Annotated in this window: 20 protein-coding genes; 7 read left to right on the top strand and 13 right to left on the bottom strand. The window is 56.6% G+C overall.

What is annotated here, in order from left to right; genetic code table 11:
- Positions 1-7: 7 nt before the first annotated feature.
- The 3 genes from G7G_RS0118355 (at position 8) to G7G_RS0118365 (ending at position 2,577) form a co-directional block, all read left to right on the top strand.
- Positions 8-397, top strand: coding sequence for a hypothetical protein (locus tag G7G_RS0118355; RefSeq protein WP_010442916.1), 390 nt, complete (start codon positions 8-10; stop codon positions 395-397).
- A gap of 63 nt (positions 398-460) precedes the next feature.
- Positions 461-1,843, top strand: coding sequence for a leucyl aminopeptidase family protein (locus G7G_RS0118360; RefSeq protein WP_010442917.1), 1,383 nt, complete (start codon positions 461-463; stop codon positions 1,841-1,843).
- Positions 1,840-2,577 (top strand): C40 family peptidase, encoded by a 738-nt coding sequence (locus G7G_RS0118365; protein ID WP_010442918.1) that lies wholly within the window; start codon positions 1,840-1,842, stop codon positions 2,575-2,577. Before G7G_RS0118360 ends, G7G_RS0118365 begins: the two co-directional genes overlap by 4 nt.
- Here the strand turns inward: G7G_RS0118365 and G7G_RS0118370 are convergent.
- From G7G_RS0118370 to G7G_RS0118415, 10 genes are all read right to left on the bottom strand, one after another.
- Complete coding sequence (locus G7G_RS0118370) at positions 2,574-2,924, bottom strand: DUF2794 domain-containing protein (protein WP_010442919.1); 351 nt, start codon at positions 2,922-2,924, stop codon at positions 2,574-2,576. The two genes, G7G_RS0118365 and G7G_RS0118370, sit on opposite strands and share 4 nt — an antisense overlap.
- A gap of 78 nt (positions 2,925-3,002) precedes the next feature.
- Positions 3,003-4,667 (bottom strand): ABC transporter permease, encoded by a 1,665-nt coding sequence (locus tag G7G_RS0118375; RefSeq protein ID WP_010442920.1) that lies wholly within the window; start codon positions 4,665-4,667, stop codon positions 3,003-3,005.
- A 105-nt stretch (positions 4,668-4,772) separates the two neighbouring features.
- Positions 4,773-5,990, bottom strand: a complete 1,218-nt coding sequence (locus tag G7G_RS0118380) for a phenylacetate--CoA ligase family protein (protein WP_010442921.1) — start codon at positions 5,988-5,990, stop codon at positions 4,773-4,775.
- A 19-nt stretch (positions 5,991-6,009) separates the two neighbouring features.
- The gene (locus G7G_RS0118385) at positions 6,010-6,843 is read right to left on the bottom strand and encodes an ABC transporter ATP-binding protein (RefSeq protein ID WP_029622175.1); all 834 of its coding nucleotides are present in this window, start codon (positions 6,841-6,843) and stop codon (positions 6,010-6,012) included.
- An 88-nt stretch (positions 6,844-6,931) separates the two neighbouring features.
- The gene (locus tag G7G_RS0118390) at positions 6,932-8,215 is read right to left on the bottom strand and encodes an ABC transporter substrate-binding protein (RefSeq protein WP_010442923.1); all 1,284 of its coding nucleotides are present in this window, start codon (positions 8,213-8,215) and stop codon (positions 6,932-6,934) included.
- A 76-nt stretch (positions 8,216-8,291) separates the two neighbouring features.
- Positions 8,292-9,368 (bottom strand): branched-chain amino acid ABC transporter permease, encoded by a 1,077-nt coding sequence (locus G7G_RS0118395; RefSeq protein WP_010442924.1) that lies wholly within the window; start codon positions 9,366-9,368, stop codon positions 8,292-8,294.
- Between the two features lie 3 nt (positions 9,369-9,371).
- Positions 9,372-9,629, bottom strand: coding sequence for a hypothetical protein (locus G7G_RS0118400; protein ID WP_010442925.1), 258 nt, complete (start codon positions 9,627-9,629; stop codon positions 9,372-9,374).
- A 3-nt stretch (positions 9,630-9,632) separates the two neighbouring features.
- Positions 9,633-10,619, bottom strand: coding sequence for a branched-chain amino acid ABC transporter permease (locus tag G7G_RS0118405; RefSeq protein ID WP_010442926.1), 987 nt, complete (start codon positions 10,617-10,619; stop codon positions 9,633-9,635).
- A gap of 29 nt (positions 10,620-10,648) precedes the next feature.
- Positions 10,649-11,467: an ABC transporter ATP-binding protein gene (locus tag G7G_RS0118410; protein WP_010442927.1), complete on the bottom strand. Its 819-nt coding sequence runs from the start codon at positions 11,465-11,467 to the stop codon at positions 10,649-10,651.
- A gap of 75 nt (positions 11,468-11,542) precedes the next feature.
- Positions 11,543-13,486: an AMP-binding protein gene (locus G7G_RS0118415; protein ID WP_170780349.1), complete on the bottom strand. Its 1,944-nt coding sequence runs from the start codon at positions 13,484-13,486 to the stop codon at positions 11,543-11,545.
- A 368-nt stretch (positions 13,487-13,854) separates the two neighbouring features.
- On the opposite strand from G7G_RS0118415, the gene G7G_RS0118420 reads away from it, so the two are divergent.
- The gene (locus G7G_RS0118420) at positions 13,855-14,796 is read left to right on the top strand and encodes a sterol desaturase family protein (RefSeq protein ID WP_010442929.1); all 942 of its coding nucleotides are present in this window, start codon (positions 13,855-13,857) and stop codon (positions 14,794-14,796) included.
- A 57-nt stretch (positions 14,797-14,853) separates the two neighbouring features.
- Here G7G_RS0118420 and G7G_RS0118425 read toward each other — a convergent pair whose 3' ends face one another.
- The 3 genes from G7G_RS0118425 to G7G_RS0118435 are packed head-to-tail and all read right to left on the bottom strand — an operon-like array spanning position 14,854 to position 17,329.
- Positions 14,854-15,252 (bottom strand): (deoxy)nucleoside triphosphate pyrophosphohydrolase, encoded by a 399-nt coding sequence (locus G7G_RS0118425; RefSeq protein ID WP_010442930.1) that lies wholly within the window; start codon positions 15,250-15,252, stop codon positions 14,854-14,856.
- Positions 15,249-16,475: a bifunctional glutamate N-acetyltransferase/amino-acid acetyltransferase ArgJ gene (gene argJ / locus G7G_RS0118430; RefSeq protein ID WP_010442931.1), complete on the bottom strand. Its 1,227-nt coding sequence runs from the start codon at positions 16,473-16,475 to the stop codon at positions 15,249-15,251. The genes G7G_RS0118425 and argJ overlap by 4 nt, the downstream gene beginning before the upstream one ends.
- Positions 16,476-16,480: 5 nt before the next feature.
- Positions 16,481-17,329: a peptidylprolyl isomerase gene (locus tag G7G_RS0118435; RefSeq protein WP_010442932.1), complete on the bottom strand. Its 849-nt coding sequence runs from the start codon at positions 17,327-17,329 to the stop codon at positions 16,481-16,483.
- Positions 17,330-17,505: 176 nt separating this feature from the next.
- On the opposite strand from G7G_RS0118435, the gene secA reads away from it, so the two are divergent.
- The 3 genes from secA to G7G_RS0118450 all read left to right on the top strand — a co-directional run bounded on the left by secA (position 17,506) and on the right by G7G_RS0118450 (position 22,826).
- Positions 17,506-20,223 (top strand): preprotein translocase subunit SecA, encoded by a 2,718-nt coding sequence (gene secA / locus G7G_RS0118440; RefSeq protein WP_010442934.1) that lies wholly within the window; start codon positions 17,506-17,508, stop codon positions 20,221-20,223.
- Between the two features lie 100 nt (positions 20,224-20,323).
- Positions 20,324-21,244 (top strand): hypothetical protein, encoded by a 921-nt coding sequence (locus G7G_RS0118445; protein ID WP_010442935.1) that lies wholly within the window; start codon positions 20,324-20,326, stop codon positions 21,242-21,244.
- A 25-nt stretch (positions 21,245-21,269) separates the two neighbouring features.
- Positions 21,270-22,826, top strand: coding sequence for a phosphate ABC transporter substrate-binding/OmpA family protein (locus G7G_RS0118450; RefSeq protein WP_010442936.1), 1,557 nt, complete (start codon positions 21,270-21,272; stop codon positions 22,824-22,826).
- Position 22,827 lies beyond the last annotated feature (1 nt).

The following is a 22,827-nucleotide window of genomic DNA, read 5'->3' on the forward strand; positions in this document are numbered from 1 at the left end:
AACTGGGGTGAATGTGGTGGACAAGATTATCACGCTTGAACAGAAAGAATCCGTGCGTCTGGACCCGGACCGCCTGAACAGCCTGTATCATCAACTTGGTGACAACAATGCGATGGATGTGCTGTGCAGAACAGTTGAAGAACTCGCTCTGCGCCTGTCGAATTGCGAAAGGTTCTGGCGGAAACGCGATTGGACTGGGCTGCGCAAATGCGCCAAGTCATTGGTGGCCATATCCGAACAGATCGGCATGATAGCATTGGCCCGTGTCGCGAGTGACGTCGTGCATTCGGTTGATGCCGGCGATGCTGTAGCTACCGGCGCCACGCTATGCCGTCTGATCCGGGTTGGCGAGCGTTCGCTGACCGCCATCTGGGATCAGCAGGATCTATCGGTCTGAGAGGGGTTGCGGGGACGCCGCAGACGGATAGTCTGTGCCAAACTTCAACCAGCCGAGGCCCGTATGACCCTGTCCTTTGCCCCCGCTACTGACCCGTCTTTGCCGCTATATGTTCTGCAGCAATCCGAATTGGCGGGCTGGCTGGAAAATCAACCGGATCACGTGCACTCATGGGTTTCGGCGGATGGTTTTTCTGCCGCACTTGGTCAAACAGTTTTGGTACCCGGCCCAGATGGTAAGCCTGAATTTGCCCTTGCAGGATATGGCAGCGCGGCAAAACGAGCGCGCAAACGGTTTCCCTTGGCCGCAGCGGCGGAATCGTTACCAAAAGGAACCTATCGCATAGCCTCGGGCATCCCGGCGAACGTGCTTGAAGCTGAATGCTTTGGCTGGCTGATGACCGGGTACGCGTTTGATCGCTACGCCGCGCAAATCGCTGCGAATGCCGCGTTGGTTGCACCCGAAGGTGTGGATGCCAAACGGATCGAGATCATGGCAAATGCCGAGGCCTTAATACGGAATTTGGTCAACACTCCCGCTGCGGATATGGGCCCCACGCAATTGCAACAAGCCATTGAGGACCTGGCGCAGGAGTTCGGTGCAGATGTATCAGTCATCAGTGGCGAGGCGCTGTTGGACCAGAACCTTCCAATGATCCACGCGGTCGGACGCGCAGCGGAACAGGCGCCTCGGCTACTGGAGATGAATTGGGGTGACAGCGGCCCGAAACTGACCTTGGTTGGCAAAGGGGTTTGTTTCGATACCGGAGGGCTGAACCTGAAACCAGGTGCCTCGATGGGGTTGATGAAGAAAGATATGGGTGGCGCAGCCAATGTGCTGGGTTTGGCCCGTATGATCATGGCGCTCGGGTTGGAATTACAGCTGAGGGTGTTGATCCCAGCTGTCGAGAACTCAGTTGCGGGCAACGCTTTCCGTCCCGGTGATATTTTAACCGCGCGAAGTGGAATAACCGTAGAAATCAACAACACCGATGCCGAAGGACGGTTGGTTCTAGCCGATGCGCTGGCGCTGGCACATGAGGACGCGCCCAATCTGCTGATATCGATGGCCACGTTAACCGGTGCAGCAAGGGTAGCGTTGGGGCCCGATTTGGCACCGTATTATACCGATGACAATAAGGCAGCCGAAACGCTAGCGCGGGCAGCAGAAACTATCGCAGATCCGGTCTGGCGCATGCCATTCCATGAGCCCTACGAAGCGATGATTGAGCCTGGCATCGCCGACCTCGACAACGCGCCGTCCGGTGGGTTTGCGGGCTCGATCACCGCAGCGCTTTTCCTGCGCCGGTTTGCTGATGATAGTCGCTACGTACATTTTGACATCTATTCCTGGCAACGTAGAAAGGAACCCGGCCGCAGCAAGGGCGGGTTGGGTCAAGGACCACGTGCCCTGCTGGCGGCCCTTCCGGAGCTTCTTGGCCTATGACCCAAGCGCGTATTATCCGTCCCGTCGTCGATTTGCTACGTCAACCCGATGGCTTGCGCGACCGGCAATTGCTGTTCGGTGACTCTGTGACCATCGAAGAAGAGCTTGATGGCTGGAGCAAGATCAAAGCCAGCAAGGATGGTTATCAGGGATGGCTGCCCACCGATCGGTTGGGCCCGATTGAGCCCCAGACTCACTGGATCATTGCGGGCTCGACCCACGCATACGAGAAGCCTGACATAAAAAGCCGCGACCTAACCTCATTAAGTTTCGGCAGCAGAATTCGCGTTTTGTCGGAGGAAGACAGATTTATGGAGACAGCACTGGGCTTTATTCCAGCGGTCCACGCTGTCCCTGCCTACTCTCAGCTCGCCGATCCTGTTGCCGCTGCCGAACTGTTTCTTGGCACGCCATATCTATGGGGAGGTAATAGCCGGTTCGGACTGGATTGCTCGGGTTTGGTACAGGCTGCCCTGCTGGCCTGCGGCATCCCCTGTCCCGGAGACAGCGGCGATCAGGAACGTGAAGTCGGAGAACTTGTGCCTGCAGGGGAATCTGCGCGACGCGGTGATCTGCTATTCTGGAAGGGCCATGTGGCCTGGGTGGCGGCCGGGAATTTGCTGCTCCACGCCAATGCCTATCACATGGCTGTCGCGCTTGAGCCTATGGATCAGGCGATTGCCCGAATTGCAGCGCAAGGCGATGGGCCAGTCACGGCGCATAAAAGGCTCTAATCAGAGTCAACCGCCCGAATCAATTTGCGTTCCAGAACTCTCAGAACAGAGCGCAGATCGTGCCCACGTTTCAGAATGCGCCCATCCATACCCACCACCGAATACATACCTTGCCGCATTCGCAGGCGTGGGTGCTTTTCCACCCGGTAAATCGGATGTTCGGCAGTCCGCCTGAAAATTGAAAACACGGCTGTCTCGCGTAAATTGGAAATTCCGTAGTCACGCCATTCACCGGCGGCGACCATTCGGCCATAGACAGACAGGATTTGAGACATCTCACGCCGGTCAAACGCGACCGGCATCTGGGCAGAACCGGACCCGAACCGGCTGGGAGGCTGCATGTTCATAAAACAAGCCTTGCCGGAAATCGTCATTGAATCAAGCCCAGTGCAATCGCAACACGAATTTTTAGAACCGACCGTGTGCTACCTGCGTCCAACCTGACGGCAAATCAGGATCACCGGCAACAGCCCCACTGCGAGGATAACCAGTGACGGCACCGCTGCACCTTCCAACCTCTCGTCCGAAGCTAGCCGGTAAGCCTGTACCGCCAATGTGTCGAAGTTAAAGGGCCGCATGATAAGAGTTGCGGGTAATTCTTTCATGACATCGACAAAGACGATCAGCAACGCCGTCAATAGCGAAGGGGTCAGAATCGGTAAATGCACCCGGCGCAATGTGCCCAGCGGTGTCTGCCCCAGCGATCGCGCGGCAGCGTCCATATTCGAGTGCACGGTACTTTGGCCACCTTCATATGCGCTGAGCGCAGCGGCGAGGAAGCGCACCATATAGGCCGCGACCAGCAACCAGATCGAACCTGTAACTAGCAGTCCCGTTGAAACATCAAAGGTTTTACGCATCCAGGCATCCAGCGCATTGTCTAGCCCGGCAAAGGGAACGATCAGCCCGACAGCGATCACTCCACCGGGCACCGCATAACCCAGCCGCGCCAGATAAGCCGCCGTGGCAGAACCACGCCCGGGTCTGAGGCGCTGATAGAACCCGACCGAGATGGCGGCGCAAACAGTGATTACGGCTGCAGTTCCGGCCAGCGTTAGCGAATTTTGAATGAACCCAACATATCTGCGTGATAGAAGGTTTTGTTCGGATTCAAGACCCATCTGCACGAGGATCACAACAGGTAGAAGAAATCCGAACAGAACTGGAATTGCGCAAAGCAGAAAAGCGGCAAACGCCTTTGCGCCCTTCAGCTCTGCAGCAGGTTGGGCAGCATGCTGTTTGCCGGTTTGGTAGTATTTAGCCTTACCACGCTGTGTCCGTTCGGCTATTGCCATCACAAGTGCAAACCCCAGAAGGCACAAGGCAAGCTGAGCTGCAGCGGCACGGTCGGCCATGGAAAACCAGCTTGTGTAGATCCCGGTGGCAAATGTCTGGACACCGAAATAGGCGACGGTTCCAAAATCGGCGATGGTCTCCATCACAGCCAACAGCACTCCCCCCGCAATGGCGGGACGTGCCATAGGTAGAGAAACACGCCAGAAAGCGGGCCAGGGTCCGTTCCCCAAGGCGCGGGCAGCCAAAAAGGCGGTGGCACTTTGTTGCAAAAACGCGGCCCGTGCCAGCAGATAGACATAAGGATAGAGCACAAGGATCAACATCACCGCCGCGCCCTCGGTCGAACGAATTTCGGGGAACCAATAGTCGCGCGGCCCCCAGCCCGTCACATCGCGCAGTGTGGATTGCACGATGCCGGGGTGGTCAAGGATAAAGGTATAGGCATAGGCCAGAACGTAGGCCGGAAAGGCCAACGGCAGCACCAATGCAATTTCGAGAAATCTCACCCCCGGGAAACGGGTCATGGTCACCAGCCAGGCCGCCCCGACCCCGATTGAAAATGTCCCCGCTGCAACCAGCGCGACAAGGATGATCGTTGTCAGAGCGTAACTGGGTAGTACAGTCTCTAACAAGTGGGAAACGGTGTCCGTTCCGCCGGTCACCGCTGCCAGAACCACGGCCACCATCGGCAACAGACAAGCTGCTGCTACAATACAGGCGATAGCTCCCACGAAACGCGTGCCCAAGGCGCCGCGATTGCGTGTTCCGTATTCTGAATATTCGATTTCGGCCATGATGCCTGACTGAGAATCCCGAAGGTTCCGTCTTTAATCGACCAAATTGCTAAGAAACACCAGTGTGACGGGAAACAAATCTGCGGCACATACTGCCGCAGACCCTTATTCGTAGACGCGCTGGTCCTCGATCACCAACCCATCCTTGGGCAATGAACCGGGGGCCACGACCTCAATCGCGCCTTTGAGTTTCAGCACCTCGGCAACCGATTTGGCATAGGCACCGTCATTCTCGCATGGGCTTTCAATCTGTACGGTCATTGTGTCCATCTCGCCCTGACGGGCTGCGATAACGCGGGCTTTGACGATCTCGTCATGCTTATCCACCAGTGCGGCCACCTGTTCGGGACGCACAAACATACCCTTGATTTTGGTGGTCTGATCAGCGCGCCCCATCCAGCCTTTGATGCGCATATTGGTGCGCCCACACGGAGAGGCTCCGGGCATGATAGCCGACAGATCGCCTGTGGCGAACCGGATCAGAGGATAGTCGGGGTTGAGAGTGGTTACGACAACTTCACCAACCTCACCGGGGGCAACGGGTGTGCCAGTGCCCGGCGTGACAATCTCGACGATGACGTGTTCGTCGATAATCATCCCTTCCATGGCCGGGCTTTCATAGGCGATATTGCCCAGATCCGCTGTAGCATAACATTGCAGGCAAGCTATGCCCCGATCCGCGTACTCTTGACGCAAGGAAGGAAATAACGCACCCCCGCCCACGACCGCCTTCGAAAACTGCAGAGCAACACCCATCGCGTCAGCCTTTTCGAGGATGATCTTGAGATAATCCGGGGTTCCGGCATAGGCAGTGCAACCCACATCGCGCGCAGCGGTTACCTGCAGTTCAGTCTGCCCAGTACCGGCTGGCAGAACCGACGCGCCCACAGCCTGGGCACCGCTTTCGAAAATCATACCTGCAGGGGTCAGGTGGTATCCGAAACAATTCTGCACGATATCGCCCGGGCCCACGCCTGCGGCATTCAGAAAGCGGCCCATGCGCCACCAGTCGTGATCGGTGCTGCCCGGTTCATAAATTGGGCCCGGTGACTGGAACACATGCTGGAAGTTCCGCGCAGGTTTCACTGTAAACCCACCAAATGGTGGCCGCCCAGCCTGTGCCTTGGTCAGGTCAGATTTCCGCAGCACCGGCAATTGCGCCAGCGCCTGCATATCAGTCACTGCGTCTGACTGCACATCAGAAAGGATATCCTTGTATCCGGGTGCTGCCTGCGCGCGGTTGATCTGTTCAGGCAAGGCGCGCGCATGATCCGCTGCGCGTTCATCTGCTGATCGGGTTTCAAGCTTATCGAAATAGGTCATCGAAATATCCTCTGCCCGCTTACAGCCATCTCTTGCGACGGCGGTATGAGCGCACATCGCGAAAGCTCTTTCGGCCCTCGTCTGACATGCCGAGATAGAATTCCTTAACGTCAGGATTCTCGCGCAATTCGGCAGCTGGGCCGTCCATCACAACGCGACCTGATTCCAGAATATAGCCGTAATGGGCAAACCTTAGAGCCACATTTGTGTTCTGTTCGGCCAACAGAAAGGACACGCCTTCCTTCTCGTTCAGGTCTTTTACAATGCCGAAAATCTCTTCGACCAACTGCGGGGCCAAACCCATCGAGGGTTCATCCAACAGGATCGTCTCGGGGCGTGACATCAGCGCCCGACCCATCGCCACCATTTGCTGTTCGCCGCCCGAAGTATATCCGGCCTGCGACCGGCGGCGTTCCTTCAATCGTGGGAAGTAATTGTAAACCAGTTCCAGATCCTGCTGGATGGCAGCCGAGCCGTCTTTGCGTGTATAGGCGCCGGTCAGCAGGTTTTCTTCGACAGTCAGATGTTCAAAACAGTGGCGGCCTTCCATTACCTGGATCACGCCCTTTTCAACCAGAACAGCCGGATCGCTTTCATGCACGCTGGTCCCGCGATATTTGATCGAGCCTTTGGTAACCTCGCCCCGTTCGGAATGCAGAAGGTTCGACACCGCCTTAAGTGTCGTGGTCTTACCCGCCCCGTTTCCGCCCAATAGGGCAGTAATACCGCCTTTCGGCACAGTCAGGCTAACGCCTTTCAGCACGAGGATCACATGATTATAGATCACCTCGATATTGTTGACCTCAAGCAATGTTTCGGCTTGTACATCAGTGGTTTGTGCAGCATCCAGCATCAGCGCATATCCTCATGCCTGCCCCGTGGGACCGTTTAATCGGGGCGGCAGCTTACCGCCGCCCCTAAGTTTATGGTCGAAGCAGGCCTTAGTTGCAGCGTGTTTCGACGTTGTTTTCGGCTGCATATGCGCTCGAGTCTTCTTCAACCAGCGCACCGATCACCTCACCATCGGTTGGCTTGAAGTCCGAGATCAGGTTCCATGTTTGTGTACCTGCATCCCACTGAGAGACGCCGATCAAGCCAGGGCCGCCATGGTTATCGCACGATACCTGGAAGGTCGGACCAAAGTTCGGCATACCCAGAGAGGCCATGCGCTCTTCGGTGATGTTCAGCTGCTCCATCGCGTCCCGAACCATACCCGGTGTAACATCGCCGGTTCCATTTGCTTCCTGCGCGTCCTTGATCGCTTCGGCGGCGAGCATCGCTGAGTAGAGGCCACGGTTGTACAGAACGGTACCAACCTGATCGCCTGCGCCTGCGGCCTTTCCGGCATCCACGACATGCGTCTTGATGTCGTCAAATACAGGGAAGTCATCACCAACGGCATGGAAGGTTACGGCCTTGTAACCGTTCGCCTTGTCGCCAGCAGGCAGTACGTCATGCTGCGCGCCCGACCACCAAACGCCGATGAAGTTTTCCATCGGGAAGCGGATATTGGCAGCCTCCTGAATGGCGACCTGGTTCATTACGCCCCAGCCCCACATCAGGACAAAGTCTGGCTTTTCACGACGGATCTGCAGCCACTGGGATTTTTGCTCTTGCCCTGGATGGTCGACCGGCAACAACGACAGCTCAAAGCCGTGCTTTTTCGACAGCTCTTCCAACGTTCTGATCGGTTCCTTGCCATAGGCTGAGTTGTGATAGACCAGGGCGATTTTCTTGCCGTTCAGATCGCCTCCATTTTCGTCTAGCAGATAGTTGATCGCGCCCGAGGCACCGTCCCAGTAGTTCGCGGGATAGTTGAAGACGTGGCTGAACACCTTGCCGTTGCGGGCCGAAGTCCGGCCATAACCCATTGTATGCAAAGGGATGTCATCCGCCGTTACTTTGGGGATCAACTGATATGTAATACCGGTCGACAAAGGCTGATAAATCAGCGCCCCTTCGCCTTTGGTTGATTCATAGCACTCCACACCTTTTTCGGTGTTATAGCCGGTCTCACATTCGATCACGTTGACAGGAACACCGCCAATACCCCCGTCTCGTTCGTTGAGCAGGGTGAAATAGTCAGCATAGCCATCAGCAAACGGAATACCGCCTGCAGCGTATGGGCCCGTACGATAGCTGAGCGATGGGATCACGAGATCTGCGAGCGCAGGTCCTGCTGCCATCAGCGCGCCCAGCGCCAGGGTAGCCATTTTCTTTTTCATCGGGTGTCTCCTCCCTTAGTTGATCCGATGTTGGGTTTCGGGCTTCAGCCGCCCGTCTTTTCATTGGGCCTGCCCACTAGTGCGGGAACGGCCAGAGTCTGAGTTTCTCTTTCGCGACGCGCCAAAGCTGCGCCAGCCCGTGGGGTTCAAGAACAAGGAATATGATGATGAGAGCGCCCACAATCACGAGGTTCAGGTGCGCAACGATATCGGTGGGCCAACCCAGCAGATCGACACCCAGCAGCTTTAGGACAACTGGCAGCAAAACCAGAAATGCCGCACCCGCGAAGGACCCAAATATAGACCCTAATCCGCCGATAATTACCATGAACAGCACCAGGAATGATTTCTGAATACCGAACACTTCACCCACTTCGACCGCGCCCAGATAGACAGCAAAGAACAGTGCGCCTGCAATGCCTACGAAAAACGAGCTGACGGCAAAGGCGGTAAGCTTTGCCTTGAGCGGGTTCACTCCGATGATCTCGGCTGCGATATCCATGTCGCGGATCGCCATCCATGTCCGACCCGTAGTGCCGCGCGTCAGGTTACGCGCGATGATCGCACTGAAGGTCAAAAAGATCAGGCAAAACAGATAGGTCGCCCAGGCAGGCGCGTTCGGACCGGTGATGATGATGCCAAACACATCCCGTTCGGGCGAGTTGATCTGGCCAGAGGCCGAGTAGTTGTAGAACCACGGAACCCGGTTGAAAAGCCATACAAGGAAGAACTGTGCAGCTAGCGTGGCCACCGCAAGGTAGAACCCTTTGATCCGCAAAGAGGGCAGACCAAACAGCACACCCACCAGCGCTGTGATACCGCCAGCCAACAGAACATGGATGAACATGCTGACATCCGGAAACGCCGTCATCAGCTTGTAGCAAGCATAGGCCCCCACAGCCATGAAACCACCTGTTCCCAGCGAGACCTGCCCGCAATACCCCACCAAAATGTTCAGCCCTATCGCTGCGATGGCGTAGATTAGGAAGGGCAGCAGCAGTGCGTTGGCCCAATAGTCGTTGATAATGAACGGAATGACTCCGAACGCCACTGCCAGCACTACGTAGTACCGGTACCGGTCAAACTTGATCGGGAAAGTCTGGCTGTCCGCTATGTAGGAGGTTTTGAAGTCTCCGGCCTCACGATAGAACATATCTTACTTTCCCCATTCTTCCTGCGCCCGATTGCGGGCTGCGGCGTCCAGTTGATTGGAGCCCTTGGCGTATCCGGTCGCCTCAGAGGCGCGCACCAGCTTCATGTAGGCGAGAACACCCATAACAAGTCCGGCAAAAGCCAGAAGCACAGCGATCACAAGCTGGCCTTCACTTAGATCACTGGACGTCAGAGCGATGTAGCCAAAGGCCCAGAACCCGGCCCATGCAATCACGTTGACGATGGCGATCAGCTTGGTCATCCCCTACACTCTCTCAATGATCTTCTCGCCGAACAGGCCCTGTGGCCGGAACACCAGAAAGATCAGCGCCAGTACATAGGCAAACCAGTTCTCGGTCGCACCACCGACCAACGGGCCGATGGCAAACTCGAACAGTTTTTCGCCAACACCGATAATCAACCCACCGACGATTGCTCCGGGGATCGACGTGAACCCGCCCAGCATCAGCACCGGCAGCGCCTTGAGTGCGATGAGTGACAGTGAGAACTGAACGCCCGATTTGGTGCCCCACATGATCCCTGCGACCAGGGCCACGAACCCGGCCACCGACCAGACCATCACCCAGATGAAATTCAGCGAAATCCCGACCGACAGCGCGGCCTGATGATCATCCGCCACGGCGCGCATTGCCCGGCCCTGTTTGGTGTATTGGCTGAACGCGACCAAGGCCGCCACCAGCAGCGCCGCGATGATCGTCGCCACGATGTCCAGATTGTCGATGAAGAAGCCATAGTCGAAGATGTTAAAGGTGGTTTCATCAATCCACAGGTTGATGCCCTGCGGCAGACCCACATCCAGCGTCTTGATTTCAGACCCCCACATCAAGTCCGCCACGCCTTCAAGGAAATAGGCCAGGCCGATGGTCGCCATGAACAGGATGATCGGTTCCTGCCCAACCAGATGGCGCATCACGAACCGCTGCACGGCCCAGGCCAGCAGCACCATCACCGCCATGGTCAGAATGATCGCCAGCAGCGCGGGGACGTTCCAACCAAAGTAATGAACATGCGTGCCAAAGATGGCGTTGATCAGATGCGCAAAAGGTACCTGCCCATTCATGATTCCGACTAGCGTCATCGCCGCGAACAAGGCCATAACCCCCTGCGCGTAATTGAAAATCCCCGACGCCTTGTAGATCAGAACAAAGCCTAGCGCGACCAGCGCATACAGCACCCCGGCCATCAGACCGTTAAGGATGACCTCCATCGCAAATACGAGTTGTTCAGGCATGCCAGCCCCTCCCCAATTCTGCCCGAGCGTCAGTCATGACTGACCCCCAGATAGGCGTCGATGACTTCCTGATTGTTGCGCACCTCATCCGGCGTGCCGTCACCGATCTTCTTGCCGTAATCCATCACGACCACCCGGTCGCTCAGGTCCATCACCACGCCCATGTCATGCTCGATCAGGGCGATGGTGGTGCCGAACTCGTCATTCACGTCGAGGATAAAGCGGCTCATGTCCTCTTTCTCTTCGACATTCATCCCGGCCATCGGTTCATCCAGCAGCAGCAGCTTAGGTTCCGCCGCCAGCGCACGTGCCAGTTCAACGCGTTTCTTCAACCCGTAAGGCAAGCGCGAGACAGGCGTCTTGCGGATGTGCTGAATTTCGAGGAAATCGATGATCTTCTCGACCGCTTCTCGGTTCTCGGTCTCTTCCGCCTCGGCCTTACCCTTCCATAAGGCCTGCTGCAGGATGTTGGTCTTCATAAAGCCAAGACGTCCGGTCATCACGTTGTCGAGAACGCTCATGCCCTCGAAAAGGGCAATGTTTTGAAACGTCCGCGCAATGCCTTGTTGCGCCACCTCGAAGGGCCGCATCGGCGGGCGCTTGGACCCGTGGAACCAGACCTCGCCCTCTTGCGGGACATAGAAGCCCGAGATCACATTCAGCATCGAGGACTTACCCGCCCCGTTCGGTCCAATGATCGCGCGAATTTCGCCTTCGCGAATGTCGAACGAGATATCCTTGATCGCCACCACACCGCCAAAGCGCAGGGTGATGTTCTTCATCTCCATCACCACACCGCCGATCTTGCGGCCGTCTTCGGCGACATATCCTTCGGAGTTATCCAGCATCAGAACCTCCCTGACACAAAAACGGGACGGCGGGCGGGGCGATGACCGCAGGTCGAGCGGCGCACGTCAGCCCCCTCATTCCGCCGCCACCTTGTGCTGCACGACCGGCACAACCGGTGCATCGACAATCTCCAACGTCGCAGAAATCGAACCCTTGCGACCATCTTCATAGGTCACCTCGGTGGTGGTCGACACTTGGCCAGACCCGTCATAAAGCGCAGCGATGATGTCGTGGAACTTCTCCTCGACAAAGCCACGGCGCACCTTGCGCGTTCGGGTCATTTCTCCATCGTCGGCATCCAGTTCCTTGTGCAGAACCACAAAGCGATGCACCTGACAGCCCGACAGCATTTCGTCCGCCGCAACCGACTTGTTCACCGCTTCCACATGGCCGCGAATCGTCTCTAACACACGGGGATGGCCTGCCAATTCCTGATAGGACGCATATGCCACGTTGTTGCGTTCGGCCCAGTTTCCAACCGCGGTCAGATCGATATTGATGAAGGCGACACAACGATCCTTGCCATTGCCAAACAGCACGACTTCGAGAATGTCAGGATAGAACTTCAGCTTGTTCTCAACATATTTCGGCGCGAACATCGATCCGTCGGCCATTTTGCCAACATCCTTGGCGCGATCGATGATCCGCAAATGGCCCGAGCTTTCTTCGATGAACCCGGCATCACCGGTCGCAACCCAGCCCTCGGCATCTTTGGTTGAAGCCGTGGAGTCCGGATTGTTGTAGTACTCAACAAACACACCGGGCGAGCGATAGTGGATCTCGCCGCTGTCATCGATCTTCAGCTCGACATCTGGCGCGGGCACACCAACCGTATCGGCACGCACCTCACCATCCGGCTGCACGGTGATGAACACAGTTGCTTCGGTCTGGCCATAGAGTTGTTTCAAGTTTATGCCCAAAGAGCGATAGAAATCAAAGATTTCCGGCCCAATTGCCTCACCCGCTGTGTAGCCCACCCGAAAGCGGCCATAACCCAACGTATCCTTGAGCGGGCCATAAACCAGCAGGTTGCCCAGCGCGTATTTCAATTTGTCGCCAAAGCCCACAGGCTTGCCGTCCAACAGCAACCCGCCAACCTTTTTGGCATGGGCCATGAAATGATGGAACATGCGCTGCTTCAGCTTGCCTGCATCCTCCATCCGGATCATCACATTGGTCAGCTGGGTTTCGAACACGCGCGGCGGTGCAAAGAAATAGGTCGGCCCGATCTCGCGAAGGTCGGTCATCATCGTGTCGGCGCTTTCGGGGCAGTTCACACAGAAGCCGCACCAATAGGCCTGACCGATGGAGAAGATGAAATCGCCCACCCAGGCCATCGGCAGATAAGACAGGATGTCCTCGTTCCGGGTCAGATGATCGAAGTCCGCCGAGTTCTTGGCGCTTTCGATCACATTCCGGTTCGACAGCACCACTCCCTTGGGCTTGCCCGTCGTTCCGCTGGTGTAGAGCATCACGCAGGTGTCGTCATAGGTGATCTCGGCGATGCGCTTGTCGAGTTCCGCATCAAACCGCGCGTGGCCGGCACTACCCTCGGCCATAATGTCTTCAAGCGCGTTCATCTGGCTGTGGTCGTATTTCCGCATCCCGCGTTTATCGGTATACAGAATGTGCTTGATCTGATGCACTTTTTCCTGAATTTCAATGACCTTATCAACCTGCTCCTGATCACCGCAGACGACATATTTTGCGCCGCAATGCTCCATCACATAGGTCATCTCTTCGGCAACAGCGTCTTGGTAAAGCGGCACTGGGATCGCGCCCACCATCTGTGCCGCGACCATCGACCAATAATGCGCCGGGCGATTACGGCCTATGACAGCAATATGATCGCCTTTTTCGACGCCAATCTCCAGAAAACCCAATGCAATGGCGCGGATTTCTTTGGCGGTTTCGGCCCAGGACCAGCATTGCCAGATCCCGAATTCCTTTTCGCGGTAAGCCGGGGCATCCCCGAACTGGGTCACATTGCGGTGTAACAGCGCCGGAAGGGACTGCATCCCACCAGCGCCCGACTGCGTCTGAGCCAATCTTTCTCTCCTCCCCATCCGACCCCTCCTCGGGCCGGAAACGACAAGCCGGGAACACGCCCCGGGCGCCGATGCCCCGATAAGGGACGCGGAAAAGATCAGCGTCAAGTTTTGCCTGATGTTTTCTCAATTCTTACGAATTGTAACAGGGCACCGTGTCGGCATGTCGAGATCCGGGATCCGACCAAATCTGCTCAGGCCAAGCCCTTTGGTGTATCGAATTTAGATAAAGCACTCCGAACAGCTGAAGAAGGGGAGGGCTGCGCCACATTTCCGCCGGTATTAAGTGAGATTACATCTATGCAGTTATGCAGTGAATTTGTTACAGGCACCGCGGAATGGACTTTTCAGAACTTGCTCAGATAGCCATATCCAAAATTTCGGGCTTTGCGGATAACGCAAACCTGCGGCATTTTTGGGTGTATGTCCTGTGTGGTATGAGCATCGCAATCGTCGCCCATCGATTGGGAGGAGATGACCGCAGATTTCATTCGGTTTTCTTCAAGAAAGAAGTCTGGGGCTCCCGCTCGGCCTTCATTGATTATGTAATCCTTCTTCTCAATCCGATCATCTTTGTGTTTGCCCTCGATTGGATCGTCAACACACTCTGGAAACTGACCCCTGTCGTCGCTGATGGTATCCGGTCTTTGGGTGCAGACCTTCAAAGCGAGGGTGGCTCGGTTTGGGTCGCCGTCGCGCTGACCGTCACGCTGTATGTCGTGAATGATTTTATGCGCTGGTGGATGCACTATCTACAGCACAAGGTTCCGTTTCTTTGGGAATTCCACAAGATACATCACTCGGCAGAGCATCTGAACTTTGCAACCGCCGAGCGGCACCATCCATTCGATGCGGTATTTTTCGGTTTCGGAGCAGTAGGTGCGGCGGCTATCGTGAATGGTGTCTTCATAGGTCTGTTTGGTGATCATCTGACCGCCTATCAGATCGGTGGCGCAAATGTCATATTCTTCGGGTCCAACCTCATCGGTGGTGTTTTGCGCCACAGTCCCATCTGGGTCAGCTATGGGCCACGTATCGAGAAATGGTTGATATCACCGGCCATGCACCAGATCCATCATTCGAGCGACCCCAAACATTGGGACAAAAACATGGGCGGTGGATTGGCGGTTTGGGACCGGATGGGCGGTACGCTCTATGTCCCCAAAGGCCGGGAAGATTTACAGTTTGGCATCGGACCGGAAACTGAAGACTATCGGACCCTATACGGCGTGTATGTCGAGCCACTGATGAAAGCAGCTCGGATTTTTCAACGCAGTTGAACAAACTTGAGAGGTGAGCCCCTGTAGCCCTCTGGAAAAATGGCTCTCACCCTGTGCCTACAGCCAATCCCGCAAAATCGGGATCAACGGAACATCCGCCGCAGGCATCGAGTAATTTCTCAGATCATTCGCGCGTACCCACTTTAGCGCCTGCCTTTCCTTCGATTGCGGGATGCCTTCCCATTTGCGACAGGCAAACAGCGGCATCAGCAGGTGGAAATCGTCATAGCTGTGGCTGGCGAAAGTCAGGGGCGCGAGGCACGACGCCCAGGTGTCGATGCCCAGCTCCTCGTGCAATTCGCGGATCAGCGCAGCCTCAGGGGTTTCGCCGGGTTCGATTTTGCCCCCTGGGAATTCCCAAAGACCGGCCATAGATTTGCCTTCGGGGCGTTGGGCCAGCAGGACGCGGCCCTCGATGTCGATCAGAGCCACCGCAGACACTAAGATTGTTTTCATGAACGGTAATCCGCGTTGATCTCGATATAGCCGTGGGTCAGGTCGCAAGTCCAAACGGTGGATTTACCTTCACCCAATCCCAGATCGACTGCGATCACGAGGTCTTGGCCTTTCATGTAAGCAGCGGCGTCTTCCTCGCGGTAATCGGGACTAACCCAGCCTTTTTCGGCGACAAGGATGTCGCCGAAAGAAATGCTCAGAAGGTCGCGGTCAGCAGCAGCGCCGGATTTACCGATGGCCATGACGATACGACCCCAGTTCGGGTCTTCGCCTGCAATGGCGGTTTTGACCAGAGGCGAGTTGGCAATGGCCAGCCCATGGATTTTGGCGTCAGCGTCCGTTGCAGCTCCGGTCACACGAATTTCTACGAATTTTGTGGCCCCCTCCCCGTCGCGCACCACTTGCTGCGCAAGGTCCAGCATCACAGTTTCAAGTGCCTGCGCAAACGCGTCATTCCCCGTGGCATCAACGCCCGAGGCTCCGGTCGCACACAGAAGCATGCTGTCAGAGGTCGAGGTATCGCTGTCGACGGTTATGCAGTTGAAGGTCCGGTCTGTCTGTGCGCCCAACATCGCTTGCAGAGCGGATTGTTCGACATGGGCGTCGGTGAAGATATAGACCAGCATCGTCGCCATATCAGGCGCGATCATGCCGGAGCCCTTCGCAATCCCCGCGATAGAGACTGTTTTGTCATCGATCTCAACCTGCGCGGATGCCCCTTTTGGGAAGGTATCCGTGGTCATGATCGCCCGCGCCGCGTCTTCGATGGCGTGCCGATTGAGGCCGGATTTCAAGACCTCAAGCTGGGCGACGATGCGGTCATGGGGTAGCGGCTCGCCGATGACTCCGGTGGAAGAGGTGAAGACCCGCTCCACCGCAACGCCGGTGGCTTTGGCGACGGCTTGCGTCACCTCGGCCACCGAGGTTTGTCCATAATGACCGGTAAAGGCGTTGGCATTGCCCGAATTCACCAGGATTGCCGCAGGCCCATCATACGGCCCGCCGATCTTGTCCTGACAGTCCAGAACTGGCGCCGCGCGCGTGGCTGAACGGGTGAAAACCCCAGCCACCGATGTGCCCGGATCCAGCACCGCCATCATTACGTCAGTGCGGCCCTGATAGCGGACGCCCGCCTCAACCGTGGCAAAACGTACGCCGTCGATGGCAGGCAATTCAGGAAAGGCCTCTGGGGCCAATGGTGATACCTTGGTGATCGTCGCCACGCGCGTTACTCCTGCAGCAGCTCGATCTGGCGCATGACCTCGGGTCCAACCCCTTCCAGCGCTGGACGTTCGATCGTTGCCTGCTGGGTCAACTCGTCGACCTTGGCTTGGATCGCGTCCTGCCGGATGGTTTGGGCCAGTTCATCACGCACGACGGCCAGTTCCGGGGCCTGCGTTTTGCGTTTGTCATTCAGAGCAACCAAATGCCATCCGAATTGCGTCTGGACGGGTTCCGAAACACTGCCTTTTTCCAAAGCTACAACCGCGTTTTCGAACTCGGGCACCATCTGACCTTTACCGAACCATCCCAGCGAACCGCCATTGGGTCCCGAGGGGCCGGTGGACTTCTCTTTCGCCAATTCGGCGAAATCCGCGCCCTCGTCCAACTGGGCCTTGATGGCTTTGGCTTCGTCTTCACTTTCAACCAGAATATGGCTGGCGTTGAATTCGTCCTCACCCTCAAATTCGGCAAACTGCGCATCATAGGCGGCCTGGATTGCTTCATCCGTAACCTCGGCAGCGGTGATCGCCTCAACAGTCTGTACCGCACGCAGGGACCGCGTTTCGTTTTCCAGACGCAATGCGTTCAGAGGGTTCAGAGCATCCTGTTGCTGACCCAACAGGTGTTGCTGGACCAGTTGTTCAAGGATGAAGTCATAAAGAACGTCGTCTTCCAACTGCTGATACTGCGCGGGCAGAGCAGACGCGGTGGCGATGACGTGACCCAATGTGATCTCATCACCATTCACGCGCGCCACGACGGTCGAGGCATCGGGCTTGGTTTCGGCGGCCAACGGCAGGGCCATCACGGCAGCAAGCGCCAGCGATGGCAGAAAAGTGAGGCCTTTGGGCATGGAATCATCCTATTTCTTTGCCGCGACAGGGCGCAGCGTTGACACTTTAGAACCTGCCGCTTACATCGCTTTGAAGCCTTGGACAGGGCCGCCTTTCACCCCCCGTATCTATGGGTTGCGCGCAAGGTGGGCAAGCCTGTCGCAACCACGATAAGAACAGATCCGCTGGAGTGAACATGCTGGGACTCGGAACGCTCGCCAAAAAGGTGTTCGGAACACCGAACGACCGCAAGATCAAGGCGACCCGCCCCCTGATCGAAAAGATCAACGCGATGGAGCCCGAGTTCGAGAAACTGACCGACGAAGGCCTGATCGATAAGACCGCTGAGCTGCGCAAACGGGCGCTGGACGGTGAAAATCTGGATGACCTGCTGCCTGAGGCCTTTGCCAATGTCCGCGAAGGGGCCAAGCGCGCGCTGGGTCTTCGCGCCTTTGACGTGCAGTTGATGGGGGGTATCTTCCTGCATCAGGGCAATATCTCGGAAATGAAGACGGGTGAGGGAAAGACTCTGGTCGCCACACTCCCCGCCTATTTGAACGCCCTGACCGGCAAGGGCGTGCATGTGGTTACAGTGAACGAATACCTGGCCAAGCGCGACTCGGAATGGATGGGCAAGGTGTTCGCGTCCGTGGGCATGACCACAGGCGTGATCTGGACAGGTCAGCCCGATGCCGAGAAAATGGCCGCGTATAACTGCGACATCACGTATGCCACTAACAACGAGCTCGGCTTCGACTATCTGCGCGACAATATGAAGGCAGATCTGGAGCAGGTTTATCAGAAACACCACAATTTCGCGATTGTGGACGAAGTGGATTCGATCCTGATCGACGAGGCTCGGACCCCGCTGATCATCTCGGGGCCTGCGCAGGACCGGTCGGATCTGTATACTGCCATCGATGCGGTGATCCCGACATTGCAGGACGATCATTATTCTCTGGATGAAAAAAGCCGCAACGTGACCTTCACCGATGAAGGCAACGAGTTTCTCGAGCAGCAACTGCTTTCGGCGGGTCTGCTGCCCGAAGGGCATTCGCTGTACGACCCTGAAAGCACCACTGTGGTGCATCACGTCAATCAGGGCCTGCGCGCGCATAAACTGTTCCAACGCGACAAGGACTATATCGTCCGGGATGGGAATGTCGTGCTGATCGACGAATTCACCGGTCGGATGATGCCGGGTCGTCGCCTGTCTGAAGGCCTGCATCAGGCCATCGAAGCCAAGGAAGGCGTGCAGATTCAGCCCGAGAACGTGACGCTGGCCAGCGTGACCTTCCAGAACTATTTCCGCCTTTACGACAAGCTGTCGGGCATGACCGGCACCGCGCTAACCGAGGCCGAGGAATTTCAGGAAATCTATGGTCTGGGCGTGGTCGAGGTTCCGACTAACAAGCCGATTGCGCGTGAGGACAAGGACGATCAAGTTTATCGCACCACGGGTGAGAAATACGGCGCCATCATCGAACAGGTCAAAAAGGCCGGTGAAAAAGGTCAACCGGTCCTGGTCGGCACCACGTCGATCGAAAAGTCCGAAGTGATCAGCCAGATGCTGGATAAAGAGGGAATCGAACACAACGTTCTGAACGCCCGCCAGCATGAACAGGAAGCCCAGATTGTGGCCGATGCTGGCCGTCTGGGCGCGGTGACCATCGCCACCAACATGGCGGGCCGCGGCACCGATATTCAGCTGGGCGGCAATGTCGAGATGAAGGTGCTTCAGGCGCTGGCCGAAAACCCCGAGGCTGACCCGGCCGAGTTGCGTGCGGCAGAAGAAGCCAAGCACGCGGAAGAAAAGGAAAAGGTGCTAGAGGCTGGCGGTCTTTACGTGATGGCGTCCGAACGCCATGAAAGCCGCCGGATCGACAACCAGCTGCGCGGACGATCGGGACGTCAGGGTGACCCGGGCCGCACGGTGTTTTACCTCAGCCTCGAAGATGACCTGATGCGCATCTTCGGTTCGGAACGTCTGGACAAGGTCCTGACCACGCTGGGCATGAAAGAGGGCGAGGCGATCATTCACCCTTGGGTGAACAAATCGCTTGAACGGGCGCAGTCCAAGGTCGAAGGTCGCAACTTCGACATGCGCAAGAACGTTCTGAAGTTTGACGACGTGATGAATGACCAGCGTAAGGTGGTGTTCAGCCAGCGACGCGAGATCATGTCAGCGGACGATCTGTCAGATGTGGTTTCGGATATGCGCGAGCAGGTTATCGACGATATGATCGACGAATACATGCCGCCGAAAACCTATGCCGATCAATGGGATACCGAAGGGCTGCATGAGGCCGTCAAGGACAAACTTACCATTGATGCACCGGTTCAGGACTGGGCCGCCGAAGAGGGAGTGGATGACGAACAGATCCGCGAACGCCTGATCAAGGCAGCCGATGAAATGATGGCACAGAAAGCCGTCGCCTTCGGCCCCGAGAATATGCGTAACATCGAAAAGCAGGTCCTGCTGCAAACCATCGACGGCAAATGGCGCGAACATCTTCTGACGCTGGAACATTTGCGCTCGGTAGTGGCTTTCCGAGGCTATGCCCAGCGTGACCCGCTGAACGAATACAAGAACGAAAGCTTCCAGTTGTTCGAAGGGATGCTTGATTCGTTGCGTGAAACCGTGACCCAGCAATTGTCGCGCGTTCGCCCGCTCAGCGAAGAGGAACAGAAGGAAATGCTGGCACAGATGGCCGCGCAGCAGGCCCAGGCCCAGCAGGCAGTGGATAAGGCGGCGGGACAGGCCGAAGCAGTGGCAGAGGCGCAAGCTTCGGGCGATGCCCGCCCAGGCTTTGTCGAAGATGACCCTACAACCTGGGGAAATCCGTCGCGCAATGATCCCTGCCCCTGTGGTTCAGGCAAAAAGTTCAAACATTGCCACGGTAGATTGACCTAACGTCATCCACTTTCAAACACAATGTGTCCGCCTCAAGGCCACATATTGGCCTTGATTCAGAGGCAAGTTACGAGTCGCTCCTTCAACTGGGGAGGGTGTCTTGTTTGTAATAAAGAACTATGTGACCACGGGCGGAACTGTTGCCTGCGCCCTGGCCATCGGATATCTGATGCAAAGCGGATCAGCGCAGCAACCCAGCGCTGAACCAAGCGGCGCGCGTGTCGCGTCGATCTCTGAGCAGGGCGCGGACCTTGCCGGGTTGCAAAGCGTGGTTCTGACTTCTTCCTCCCCCACCGAAGCGCACAATGAGATTCAACCAAAATCCTCGCTTCCAGCTCCCGAACAAAGCCGTTTGCCATCCAACTGTGATCTAAGCGCGCGCGCTTTGGCTGTACCCGGTGCGAATGCACGGTTACAAGTCAAGGCCCCGTGCCATGCAAATGCAACCATCGAAGTTCATCACAACGGGCTGGTATTCAGCACCGAAACCGATGCGCTTGGTGGCTTGAACCTGACTGTTCCGGCGCTGTCCGAATACGCCATATTCCTGATCTCTCTGCCCGACGGCAAAGGTACAGTTGCAACAACGCATGTGCCAGAGATCAACGACTTCAACCGGATCGCCCTACAATGGCAGGGTAAGACAGAGCTGCAGTTGCACGCATTGGAATTCGGCGCAGGCTACGGAGAAAAAGGCCACGTATGGACTGGCTCTGAGGCCGGCGGTGAAGGTTCGGTGATCCATCTTGGACAGGGCGGCTCTGACATTGCACGCAATATTGAAGTCTATTCCTTCCCAATACAATCCGCGACCGAGACGGGTTCGATCACCCTATCAGTCGAAACTGAGGTCACCGAGGCCAATTGCGGCAAACCTCTGAACGTGCAATCGCTGGAATGGCGCGCGGATCAACGCCTGAGATCCCGCGATCTGACATTGGATATGCCGGGTTGCGAAACGGCTGGTGATTTTCTGGTGTTGAATAATCTGTTCACAGACCTGACAATCGCTGCCAAATAGGCAGCAGGCAATTCAACGGTCCAAAATGAAAATCCTTCGTGCGGCATTTGTCGCGCTTTTGTCCTTGTCCTTGGCACAGGGAGCCTCCGCGCAAGACATCACTCTGACCTCATACGACGGCAAGGTCGAAGTCGTCGGCACATTGCTTGGGTATGATGGTGAGTTTTACCGCGTCGATACGCAGTTTGGCGAACTGACGATCGATGGCTCGGGTGTAACATGTGATGGACCAGCCTGCCCCAATCTGACCGATTTTGTCGCTGAAGTGCGATTTTCAGGTTCATCCGTAATGGCAGAAACTTTGATGCCGGCACTCGTGCAGGGTTTTGCCGTACAAGAAGGTCTGTCGGTATCTGTTTCCGAGACTGCCGTAACCCAACGTGAGTATACATTGCATCATCCTGACCGCTTTGCACCTTTGGCCAGGTTTACCTTCTCCGTGACCGGCACCTCTCAGGGGTTTGCCGATCTTGCAAAGGGCGCGGCGGATATCGTTCTTGCCCAACGCGAGATTCGGCCGGACGAGACTAAGTTGAACCGCGACGCTGGATTGGGTGATCTGACTCAGGCACGCCGGTCGAGGGTCTTGGCACTGGATGCGATTGTTCCGATTGTATCTGACGACAATCCCATACGTCAGATATCCCCCGCAGACTTAGCCAAAATCTTCACGGGACAAAATACAAACTGGTCCGATCTTGGCGGTCCCGATGCGCCCATTTCGCTATACCTGCCGAAAGCCGGATCTGGCCTGACACAGGCCATAGAGGATCTGTTGCTGGCACCGGTCGATGCGCCGATCTCAGCAGACGTTACATTCCATGCTCGCAACAGCGATCTTGTTCGCGCGATCTCAGGCGATCCTTTCGCAATTGGTATCGCCAGCCTTGCTGAGACGGGCGAAGCGCGAGCGCTGCCACTGACCGGTGGCTGCGGTCATACCCTCTCGGCGACGAGGCAATCAGTAAAGACCGAGGACTACCCGCTCACCGCACCGATGTTTATCTACCTGCCGCAAAGAAGATTGCCGCGGCTCGCCCGGCAATTTCTGGCCTACACCCAAAGTGGCGTTGCACAAATGGTGATCCGGCAAGTCGGATTTGTAGATCAATCACCCGAGACCATCGGTATGGCGTTACAAGGCGAGCGGCTGGTCAATGCCGTCAGCACCGGCGGAACCGAAGTTGGACTGGAAGAACTACAGCGCATGATCGAAACCCTCCGCCCTCTGTCCCGGTTATCTTTGTCCTTTCGCTTCGAGCCCGGCTCGTCGCGACCCGATGCGCAATCCCGCTCTAATATCCTGCACCTGGCGCAGGTGTTGGAAAGCGGTAGGCTGGATGCGCGACAGGTGACTTTTGTAGGGTTTAGCGATGGCGACGGGGCTGCCACATCCAACACGCGCATTGCTCTGCAACGGGCCAAAACCGTTCGTAACGCGGTGCTGGCGGCCATCGAAACTAGTATTCCTGCGAGTCTCGAGATCGCGGTTGAGGGCTTTGGCGAAGCGATGCCTATGGCCTGCGATGACACCGAATGGGGCCGCAAGGTGAACCGTCGGGTCGAAGTCTGGATTCGATAGC

Origin of the sequence: Ruegeria conchae, assembly GCF_000192475.1 — a bacterium.
In the GTDB taxonomy this organism is placed as follows: Bacteria; Pseudomonadota; Alphaproteobacteria; order Rhodobacterales; family Rhodobacteraceae; genus Ruegeria; species Ruegeria conchae.